Consider the following 9,385-nt stretch of genomic DNA (forward strand, 5'->3'; position numbering starts at 1 on the left):
AAGTTTGTAAAGGTTACTGCTTTATCGATCGTATCGAACTCACCAGAAACTGCGCGAGAATGGGTGCAATTTCTGGCAAACTCACGCCCCGCTTACTGACATCGGTGTTACCACATTTGTCTCTCTCAAAACATTAGTTGGATGGAGACAACAGCAGCCCTTGATGAATGATCTGCTTACAGATTGGCAAAATCCCTCCCGTTAGAAAGATGTTGATCGCAGGCATCGCTTTCTGGATTTTGGTAAGCGATATACTTTGGGAGATGGCTGACAGTGCTTCGTCGGGGAGAGTTTAGTGATCCATCTCGATCAACTGATTGCCACATTGATGCAGGTGGTGATAGACAATTCAGGAGCCGAAATCGGCACTCTGGTTCTCCTGGAAGAGGATCAACTCGCTGTGGTGGCTCAATGCAGCGGAAGTAAACCGTGTGACCTGGAAAAGCTTACTGTTGACGACTGTGCAACGATTCCTGTCTCCGTTATTCACCTGGTAGAATGCACTCAGGAAACACTGGTGTTTGATGATGCAGTCAGCGAACCGTCTTTTTCAACTGATCCTTACATTCAACACCACCAGACGCGATCGCTCTTGTGTATGCCAATTCTCCAGCAGCGTCAGTTGATTGGTATCCTTTATCTGGAGAACAATCTTAGTACCGGAGTGTTTACCCGCGATCGCTTGCAAGTTCTGAAACTGTTGATGGCTCAGGCAGCAATTTCACTAGAAAATGCTCGGCTGTATGAACGGCTAAAAGACTATGCCAAAACACTGGAACGGAAACTAGAAGTGCAAACTCAAGCCTTGCAGCAGGAGATCACTGAACGTCAACAAACCGAAGCCGCATTGAGACAGAGTGAAGCAAATTATCGCAACCTGTTACAGACCGCGAATTCCGTCATCATTCGCTATGATCCGCAAGGACGGATTCGATACATCAACGATTATGGGGTAAAACTCCTCGGCTACGAAGAACCTCAGATTGTAGGGCGAACGTTATTTGAAACCATCATTCCAGACATCGAAACCTCTGGACGCGATGTTAAACCCTTTGTCCGTGATTTGCTTCGCAATCCCAAATCGTACCCGCAAGGCGAGGGTGAAAACCTGTGTCGAGACGGTCGGCGCATTTGGATGGTCTGGTCGAATCAAGCTATTTTCAATGATCAGGGAGATGTCGTTGAAATCTTATCGGTTGGCAATGACACTACGCAACGTAGACAAGCAGAAGAGGCATTACAACGCAGTGAAGCTAAGTTCCGCAACATCTTTGAAAACTCGCAGGTTGGCATCTACCGAACCCGCACCTGTGATGGATTAATTCTCAATGCCAATCAACGCTTTGCCGATCTGTTTGGGTTTGATTCACCTCAAGAGATGATTGGCATTGAACACACTATAGGCTATTGGGTCAATCCCAGCGATCGCCAACAAGGCATTGAGGTGATGAAGCGGGACGGGGAAGTGCGAAGTTATGAAGCACAGATGCGAAAACGAGATGGGACAGTGTTTTGGGGGCTTTTCTCTTCTTATCTGAATGCAGACGATGACTACATCGAAGGGGTGATTGCAGATATTAGCGATCGCAAGCAGGCAGAAGTCGCGTTACAAGACTCTGAAGCAGAACTGCGATCGCTCTTTTCAGCCATTCCCGATCCAATGTGTATCTTCAATCGTGAAGGACAATTGATCTGTGCAATTCAGGGAAATCCATCCTATGGAGAGTTATATCGGGAGGAGTATAGTGGCAAAACACTGCATCAACTCTACGCCAGGGAACAAGCCGATGAATTTCTGAGTTATATTCAGCAGGTGTTGAGAACCCAACAAGTCCTCACTGTTGAATACAGCCAGTGGATAGCTGGGCGAGAAATCTGGTTTTCGGCTCGCATTGCCCCAATTCGGCATGAGCAGGTGATTTGGTTGTCGCGAGATATCACGGCTCTTAAGCAAGCAGAGGCAGCCTCGATTTTGGAGGAACGCAATCGCATGGCGCGTGAAATTCACGATACACTCGCTCAGGCGTTTACAGGCATTCTGGCTCAGGTAGGAGCTGCAAACCAGGTGCTCACAGATGATGTAGAAGCAACTGGGGCACATCTAGACCTGATCAAAGAATTGGCGCGAACGGGGCTGACTGAAGCACGGCGATCGGTCGTTGCACTCCGTCCTCAGCTTTTGGAGGCAGGCAGTCTACAGAACGCTCTTCATCGTCTCGTTGCTCAGACTAGAGCTGCCGCAATGGATACCACTTTGCACTATGAAATTGAGGGTGCCGTGTATGCTCTCCCCACTGAAATCGAGAGTAATCTACTGCGGATTGGGCAGGAAGCATTAACCAATGCGATCAGACACGCCCATGCTGACGAAATCCGAGTGGAGCTAAGATACGATCGCAATCAGTTTTGCTTGCGCGTGAAAGATAATGGACAGGGCTTTGGAGTCGGAAGTATTCCATCCTCTGAGGGATTTGGCTTACTCGGCATGAGCGAGCGAGCAGAGCGCATCGGCGCACAACTCACGATTCGGAGTCAACCTGGGCGGGGAACGGAGATTGTAGTAGTGGTTGGGGTGTAGTGTGATGACTACTTCAAACCCTACACCCCACAGCCTATACCCTCAATTCAGGTACTGATTGTGGATGACCACGCTATTTTTCGGCAAGGATTAGCCACGATTATTAACCATGACTCAGGTGATTGTTGCCGTTAAACGCGGCATTGTCAGTTTGTAGGGTGTGTTTTCGATCGAATTCGGACTCTAACTTAAGTTATAACCAGCCTTATACGTTGCGATCGCAGGGTGGCTCTATCAATTTGTACTGTAAAAAATTCAACTCACTGTAGACGACGGACTGAAGGCAATTTCCTATATTGAATGTATGCAAACAGTCATGCAGTCAAGAGATAAATCTAGGATCTCTACTTCCGTCGCTACAGATCCACACGATTCGGTGCTGCTGTTACTGAGCTATAAAAATTGCTCAATGCGAAAGGAATTCATCATGCAATATCTTTCACAGGACTTAATTCTTCTTGCACTCAATCCTCAAACTGGAAAAACTCGCTTCTCTTGGTACTCTGCGCTCGACTATGGCTTGGTCGGTTCTTTATTACTAGACTTAGTACTGCAAGGCAAACTTGAGATCGACAACGACAATCGTGTGATCGGTGCGACCGCAGGCAACACAGGCAATGAATTCTTAGATCAACGCCTCAGTGAGGTTCTAGCATCGTCTCGTCCTCGAACTGCAAGGTTCTGGGTGACTCGCTGGAGACGAAGATACCTGGGCATTCAAACGATTGTGTTGCAGAACTTAGTTGATTTAGGTGTTTTAGAACGACAAGAGCAACGCATTCTTGGACTGTTCCCAACGCAGCGATATTTTCTAACCGATGAATCTATTCAACGTGAGATTGTCCAGCAAGTTCGTGCAGCCGTGTTAGAAGGGATTGGACTGGATTCTCGGATGGCAGCATTGATTAGTTTGATGCAAGCCTCTCACCTGACCGATGCGGTGTTCAGACCTGAAGAACGACCTGAAGCGAGATCGCGAATTAAGGCGATCGCAAGAGAGGAGTTGGTCGGTCAAGCCGTTTCAAAGGCAATTTTCACCATTCAAGCAGCCACGCTTGTGGGTGCAATCAATGTCAGATGAAAAAGTAGGATTGTCTCTCGCGGTATTACTGGCATGGGGAATGTTAGGGCTTCATATTGCGATCGTCATTGCGAATAAGTGATTGATGGTGGATACACGGCGAACTGAAAACCATCAAGCTAGTAGTTTTTGGACAATTTTAACTTGTCGAATATTTGTTTCAAAACCTTCTGCTGTGTAGAGCAGAGGAATGCCCAAAATCTAATCAGGAGATTCAAATTTTGCGCTTCGACTGATCTCAATTTATAAAAACTGGAGAACAGCAAAATGATTCAAAAGATGATTTCACAGAAACCACTGCATCGTGCAGTCCTTTTCTACAATTCAGTACATTTGAAGTACTATAGCAACCCTAAATGATTTGTGAAAGTGCCCGCCCATTGGGCGGGCACTTTCACAAATCACCTTTTTCACAAATCAGATAGGACTGCTATATGACCCAAAATGATTTACTCGATAGTGCAACAGCATGAAACCATTTTCGTAAATTTTGCTGTCGGTTAATTCCAGAGAAGTGAGTGGAATAATCCCTGAGAAGAGTGGAATCCCTGAGCCAAGGAGAAAGGGATGGACTTTCAAAATCATCTCATCGATTGCTGGAAAAAGAACCGTTGCTAAATCTCCACCCCCGCACAACCAAATATTTTTACTTGGTTGTTGCTTGAGTTCTTGAACAAATGTGACTGGATCAGATGAAACCAGTTCAACGGCAGGATCAGGGCTTTGCTGGAAAGTACGCGAGAAAAGATGCTGCTTCATGTGCGGGTAGGGGTTTGTAATCCCCTCTTTCACACCAACTTCGTAAGTTCTGCGTCCCATCAAAACGGTATCAAAGTGCTGGTTGTCAGCCGTAATACCTAATGTCCCTCGCAAATGACCTGGAATGGTTTCAGGAAAATTAGATAGTAAATCCGCAACGTGTTCTCCTTCCATCAGAAAGAAGTCAAACGAGCCGTCTTTGCGAGCGATAAAGCGATCGACCGTACAGGCAACCAAATAAATGAGTTTAGACATGAACAATACCCTCTCAAATCATCACCTTGATCTACTTCACCCAACCAGGTGAGAACGAATTTTCTCTATCTTTGGATAGATTCTTCGTCACTTCTTTGTTCAATAATTCATCTCAAGAATGTGATAGTGCTACAAGAATTAGATAGCGAAGAGATAGAGCCTTTTCCTAACTTAAGGGTGTCTGAAGGAGTCAATATTAGGAGGAACGATGGCACATTTATTTGCGATCGCCTACTGATATGTGGGTCGCAATCGTCACAAAAGCACTAAATTAGTTGCTGCATAAAGGAGTCAATACTGATTTATGGTCGGAATTGAATACCTGTATGTCCTGAAACTGCTGACAGCACTTGGATGTGGGCTAATCGCTGGAGTGTTCTTCGCTTTCTCAACCTTTGTCATGAAGGCTCTGGCTCAACAACCCCCTGCCCAGGGAATTGCTGCGATGCAAGCCATCAACATCACGGTGATTAATCCCTGGTTTATGACCGCTTTTTTGGGTACAAGTGTCGTTTGTCTGATTCTAATGATCTCTTCACTCCTTCGGTGGCAACAACCGGGTGCTGCTTATTTGTTGGTCAGTGCTTTGTTTTATCTGGTCGGTTGTTTTGGGGTGACAATGGTGTTCAATGTCCCGCTCAATGATGCGTTGGCTAACGTTAATCCCGACACTAGCGAAGGGGCAACTCTCTGGGCTAGATATCTCACCTACTGGACGTTTTGGAACCATGTGCGGGCGATCGCCGCATTTATCACAGCAGTTCTATTCACAATGGCACTCAACGCCCCATCAAAATTGTAGAGGTCGATGAATTCACTGGAACATACGATTCTTTGGCGTAGATTGGATTGTCCTGGACACGATAGTTGTTGTCTCTGGAAAACTGGTGATGGCTGGCAGTTATCTGGAACAGCCATCTTCTTGTTTGAGCAAAAGCCCTGTCTTTTATCCTACGAGGTGAATACTGATAGCACCTGGGAAACCCGCACCGCAAGTATTTCAGGCTATGTCGGTAAATCCGTTGTTATCTTGGCGATCGCTCGTACTCCAAATCATCGTTGGAGTATCAATGACAAAGAATTACAGGACGCAGCAGACTGCATTGATTTAGATTTAGGATTTACTCCAGCCACTAATTTGATTGCCATTCGTCGGTTATCGTTAGCGGTTGGAGCGCGATCGCAAGCCCCTGCTGCATGGCTCGATTTCCCAGACTTCACGCTGAAACGATTGGAACAACACTACCACCGATTATCCTACGATCGCTACGAGTACACATCACCCGATGCGGGCTATGCCGATGTTTTAGAGGTGGATGATGATGGGGCGATCGCTTATTATCCCCAACTTTGGGAGCAGGAGAGATGAAGATCAAGCTTAACCGTCATCTTTGAAGGCGATGAAACAATATGAAAATTCTTGCGATCGGGGCAACAGGTTTTGCGGGTTCCCGTGTCACTCGCCAATTAATCGCGCAGGGACATCAAGTTGCCCGGTTTCACCGGGGTAATACTACTGCCAGCGACTCGGATTCGATCGTTCATTTCTATGGCACACGCAATCAGTTACCCAACTTCAAAGCCCAATTTGAACAATTTGCTCCCGATGTTGTGCTCGACATCATCCCTTTTACAGAAGCACAAGCCCAGGATGTTGTTCAAGTCTTGGGCGGTTTCACTCAGCGTATTGTTGCCATTAGCAGTGGAGATGTTTACCGAAACTATGAAGGGTTTGCAGGGCCAGGGTAAGCATCCTCCTGATCCAGTGCCCTTAACGGAAGGTGCGCCACTGCGGGAAACGCGATACCCCTATCGAGATTTGGAGGGGTTAGATTTCGAGTTTAAGCAGGATTACGACAAGATTCTGGTGGAACAGGTGCTAATGCAGCATCCAGACATCTACTGGAACAAACGTTGTAGGCGTTGTCGTTTGGGATGGGCGCGGTTCAGCAGGAGTGTATTCTGGATTGCTTAACCCCTGCCACATCTCTACATATCTGTTGCAACACTCTCACTTGCCTCCATTTGTAGCAAACTGTCGTGGAACTGCTCGGAGGTCATCGGCACATGGACGATTGATCGCCCCAACTCCTGACTCAAAATCGCTGCTACTTCGTCAAAGCTCAAATCGGTCGCACCATGCAATCCCAATACAGCATGTCCACTCCAATTGCGTTGCAACAGTAATTCTGCGGCGACGGTTGCAATATCCTGGGTGGCAATCATGGCAAGATGGCGATCGCCTGAAACGGGTAATAACACACTGTTTGCCGTGCGAATCGGTTCTAACTGCATCAGATAGTTCTCCATAAAAAAGCCCGGTTGCAAATGGATCATGGTTGACGCGGCAGCATTCAACTGTTGCTCAACCTCATACAACCCAGAGATAAGACCCATTCCCTGCGGTAAATGGGCACCATTACTGGAAAGATTGACCACATAAGGAATTTGATTGGCTGCGATCGCCACTGCTGCAACTCACATCGCCATATCCACAGGTCAATTCAGCAATGGAGCAGTATGACAACAGCCCTAATGATGGTTATTGGGAACCGAAATAGGGATAATTTCTATTTAGCAACCTCTCTGGCATCTTGCGATCCATAAGTTGCGGTGTAATCGACATTATGAGCAACTGCAATCCTCCATTGATTTGATTGTGAAGGTGTAGCGGGATCTTCTATGACGACTAAATGCAGCAAGCCGTAGCGGGGTGGGAGTGGCGTTCCATCAGGTTTTGTGTGTCCTGTTGTTTCCCACTTAACATCTACAGAAGCAACATCCGATCGGATTTTCTTGACTCTAATTTCTTTTGTTTCTAACTGAGCATTCTTAAGAACGGTCGAGAAAGGTTGATGATGCAAACGTTCAATCTCTGTACGAGTAGACATTAACTGCCCTACTACATCTGTAAACTCAGCATCTTCTACAAAGTATTCAGAAAAAGCTTTTGCATCCTTGCGATTCCATGCTGCTAAAGCATCTTCTACAGTATTCAGAAGTATTTCCTGGTTGTTAATCATTGAGTTTTACTCTGTGTTTTACTCTGTATCGTTTGATTGACATTTCTACTAATTTAGAGTGGCTTCTGCAATCCCCGAGATTTGGAAACTCGCCTTCCCCAGGGTTTCAAGGCAGAAATTACAATAATCACAAAGAGCAAAGAAACCTGAATCACAGATCCAATCAAGACTCCTTTCGCATCAAATCTGTAGATGGGATTGTTGAGGGCATTTAAGCCTTCTGATTGGGCGATCGCCTCAGCCGTACTACCCCAGGGAAACAACCAGAAGGTTCCAAAAATCATCAGCCCAGTGGTCAAAATCCATTTGGTAATTACCCAGTAGAATTTGAAGAAACCGTAGTTTGTTTGCCAACAAAGGAGGGTTGCTGTCACGACAGAACCGATCGCCGCAGGAATCACAATAAAATCATCCAGTAAGTTGATCACTGAATTGAGGGCAAAGAGAATATCAGCATTGGCTGTGCTGTTGTTTCTGAATGCAATCAGAAACATACTGAGAACGGTTCCTGTCCACAGTGCGGCAAAGCCAATGTGGAAGGCTAAAACCCAGTTTTTTTGCTGAAGACTCAGTTTGAGAATCTTCTGATTGTTTTGTTTTACATTGAGCGGGGTCACTTCACTTGTTCCAAGTGTCATAATTTAAACCTTTTTAAGCTAACTAGATTTGCAAGAAATTGTGGTGGTTGATTGAACAGATCAAAGATCTATGCAAGCAAGCGTTGTCTTGTTACAGTGCATTCAATTTGGTAACGATTAACATCTATTTGCTCAATCCATTTCTCGTTGGTAGAAGTTTGGTGGAAGCTTGGCTCAGCATTCCTGCTATGCGAGTGAAGGAAACGAATGACCCGAATACCATCAAGGCTACGGAACCAAATAGTTGACTGATCCTCTGCTTGAGACGCGATCGCAGGAGTAGTAGAGTGAATTAGGTGTTCTAGCAAATGCTGCTGATTTTCGGGTGCTACATGCAGCACATCGACTTGAGCCATCAAAGCATCATAGTCTTGAATTGTAAGAGGCCGCTCTTCCGTTAATACTATTTCGTAGTAACGCAGATCCATCTCTACACCAAGCTCCTGATAGCTGGCAAATCCAGCAGCAATATCTGGATTACGATGAATTGCCCGACTTGCTTCTATGCTTTCCCATTGCACAAGATTGATCACTTTAGAACCATCTAAACTGCGGTAGATGATTGCTTTGATGAATCCAGCTTGCCGACTGATTTTGTTCTCTGCATCAAATTGAATGCGATGAACAAGTACATCTTGCTGGGTAGGTTCAACTGTAAAGACATTGATGAAAGTCGCAACATCAGGATTGATAAGAGGTATCATCAGCATTTCTCCAAGCGATTAATATGCTGAGTGTAGCGATCGCCCCTTCCTTAAAGCTTGACCTTTTTTGCTCAACCTGTGCGAATCTTGCTGAGTTTCTACAATGACGCTCTGAATTCTTTCGGAGTTGTCCCAACATAGTGACGAAACAGCCGAGTGAAAGAACTGTGATTGTTTAACCCAACTGCAAGTGTGATTTCAGTAATCGTGAGTTGAGTGAATTGCAATAAATGCTTGGCGCGATCGATTCGACACTGGCTTAAGTATTGGTGAGGAGCTAATCCGGTTGATTGTTTGAACAACCGACAGAAGTGATATTGGCTTAAATTTAGAACACTTGCCATATC

At 45.7% G+C, this 9,385-nt stretch carries 12 protein-coding genes; 6 read left to right on the top strand and 6 right to left on the bottom strand.

All coding sequences use genetic code 11. From position 1 onward, the window contains the following. Positions 1–295: 295 nt before the first annotated feature. Both H6G89_RS30100 and H6G89_RS30105 read left to right on the top strand, forming a co-directional pair. Positions 296–2,578 (top strand): PAS domain S-box protein, encoded by a 2,283-nt coding sequence (locus tag H6G89_RS30100; RefSeq protein ID WP_190513699.1) that lies wholly within the window; start codon positions 296–298, stop codon positions 2,576–2,578. A gap of 427 nt (positions 2,579–3,005) precedes the next feature. Next, positions 3,006–3,659 carry a GOLPH3/VPS74 family protein gene (locus H6G89_RS30105; RefSeq protein WP_190513701.1) on the top strand — a complete coding sequence of 218 codons (654 nt, stop codon included), beginning with the start codon at positions 3,006–3,008 and terminating at the stop codon, positions 3,657–3,659. A 417-nt stretch (positions 3,660–4,076) separates the two neighbouring features. On the opposite strand, the gene H6G89_RS30110 is transcribed toward H6G89_RS30105, so the two are convergent. Next, positions 4,077–4,673 carry a dihydrofolate reductase family protein gene (locus H6G89_RS30110; protein ID WP_190513703.1) on the bottom strand — a complete coding sequence of 199 codons (597 nt, stop codon included), beginning with the start codon at positions 4,671–4,673 and terminating at the stop codon, positions 4,077–4,079. Positions 4,674–4,977: 304 nt separating this feature from the next. On the opposite strand from H6G89_RS30110, the gene H6G89_RS30115 reads away from it, so the two are divergent. From H6G89_RS30115 to H6G89_RS30130, 4 genes are read left to right on the top strand one after another with little or no spacing between them, the layout of a single operon-like run. Beyond that, the gene (locus tag H6G89_RS30115) at positions 4,978–5,475 is read left to right on the top strand and encodes an anthrone oxygenase family protein (RefSeq protein WP_190513705.1); all 498 of its coding nucleotides are present in this window, start codon (positions 4,978–4,980) and stop codon (positions 5,473–5,475) included. Positions 5,476–5,481: 6 nt separating this feature from the next. Continuing rightward, the gene (locus H6G89_RS30120; protein ID WP_190513707.1) at positions 5,482–6,042 is read left to right on the top strand and encodes a putative glycolipid-binding domain-containing protein; all 561 of its coding nucleotides are present in this window, start codon (positions 5,482–5,484) and stop codon (positions 6,040–6,042) included. A gap of 41 nt (positions 6,043–6,083) precedes the next feature. Beyond that, complete coding sequence (locus H6G89_RS30125) at positions 6,084–6,422, top strand: NAD-dependent epimerase/dehydratase family protein (RefSeq protein ID WP_190513709.1); 339 nt, start codon at positions 6,084–6,086, stop codon at positions 6,420–6,422. A 16-nt stretch (positions 6,423–6,438) separates the two neighbouring features. Then, the gene (locus H6G89_RS30130; protein ID WP_190513711.1) at positions 6,439–6,648 is read left to right on the top strand and encodes a hypothetical protein; all 210 of its coding nucleotides are present in this window, start codon (positions 6,439–6,441) and stop codon (positions 6,646–6,648) included. A gap of 14 nt (positions 6,649–6,662) precedes the next feature. On the opposite strand, the gene H6G89_RS30135 is transcribed toward H6G89_RS30130, so the two are convergent. The 5 genes from H6G89_RS30135 to H6G89_RS30155 form a co-directional block, all read right to left on the bottom strand. Beyond that, positions 6,663–7,142 carry an NmrA family NAD(P)-binding protein gene (locus H6G89_RS30135; RefSeq protein ID WP_190513713.1) on the bottom strand — a complete coding sequence of 160 codons (480 nt, stop codon included), beginning with the start codon at positions 7,140–7,142 and terminating at the stop codon, positions 6,663–6,665. 101 nt (positions 7,143–7,243) lie between these two features. Further along, positions 7,244–7,696 carry an SgcJ/EcaC family oxidoreductase gene (locus H6G89_RS30140; protein WP_190513716.1) on the bottom strand — a complete coding sequence of 151 codons (453 nt, stop codon included), beginning with the start codon at positions 7,694–7,696 and terminating at the stop codon, positions 7,244–7,246. A 53-nt stretch (positions 7,697–7,749) separates the two neighbouring features. After that, positions 7,750–8,334: a hypothetical protein gene (locus tag H6G89_RS30145; RefSeq protein ID WP_199337014.1), complete on the bottom strand. Its 585-nt coding sequence runs from the start codon at positions 8,332–8,334 to the stop codon at positions 7,750–7,752. 68 nt (positions 8,335–8,402) lie between these two features. Further along, positions 8,403–9,038, bottom strand: a complete 636-nt coding sequence (locus H6G89_RS30150; RefSeq protein WP_190513717.1) for an antibiotic biosynthesis monooxygenase — start codon at positions 9,036–9,038, stop codon at positions 8,403–8,405. Between the two features lie 98 nt (positions 9,039–9,136). Then, positions 9,137–9,385, bottom strand: a 249-nt coding sequence (locus tag H6G89_RS30155) for a helix-turn-helix transcriptional regulator (protein WP_190513718.1), incomplete at its 5' end; no start/stop codon positions are given.

The sequence above is a fragment of the Oscillatoria sp. FACHB-1407 genome (assembly GCF_014697545.1).
In the GTDB taxonomy this organism is placed as follows: domain Bacteria; phylum Cyanobacteriota; class Cyanobacteriia; order Elainellales; family Elainellaceae; genus FACHB-1407.